We start from the raw sequence: 635 nt of genomic DNA, 5'->3' as shown, positions 1-635 counted from the left end.
CCATCTGATGAAGTCGGACGAGGCAACACTGACTATACGAGAAAAGAAGCGTCTATCACCCTAACCCAATTAATTTGGGATGGCAGCGCAACATTAAACGATATTGACCGTACCGCTGCGGATGCAGAATCGGTGCGATTCCAACTGTTAGCTGATGCTTCAGACAAGGCATTAGAAGTCACTAAAGTCTACTTAGATGCGGTAAAGGCTTATGAAGTCTTAAAGCTGTCTGAGAACAATCTTGCCGTTCACAAAGACATCTATACGGACATCAAAAAACGCGTCACTTCCGGCATCGGCTCTACTGCGGACTTAACACAGGTTGAAGCGCGTTTAGCGAAAGCGCACGGTAATCTGGCAGCTGCACAAAACAACCTTTACGACTCCCACACAATGTTTACCCGCTTGGTGGGGCAAACGCCACAAGGGTTAATTTTTCCAAGAGCTGATCAGAACTTTATCCCCTACACCGTCGATGAAGCGGTTGGCTTGGCATTTGAATTACACCCAGTGATTCAAATCGCATTGGCGGATGTGGATTCTGCCAAGTTCCAATACAAACAATCGAAAGGCGTTAACTACCCGACGATCTCGATTGAAGCTTCTCAAACTTGGAAAGACGATGCGGATGGCTT

At 46.8% G+C, this 635-nt stretch carries 1 protein-coding gene; it reads left to right on the top strand.

Features of this window, described 5'->3' with window-relative positions; genetic code table 11:
- On the top strand, nucleotides 1-635 hold a 635-nt coding region (locus R7R24_RS27865; RefSeq protein ID WP_318120310.1), incomplete at both ends, for a TolC family protein.

The sequence above is a fragment of the Vibrio sp. 704 genome (assembly GCF_033339295.1).
This window is presented reverse-complemented; position numbering and strand designations above follow the sequence as displayed.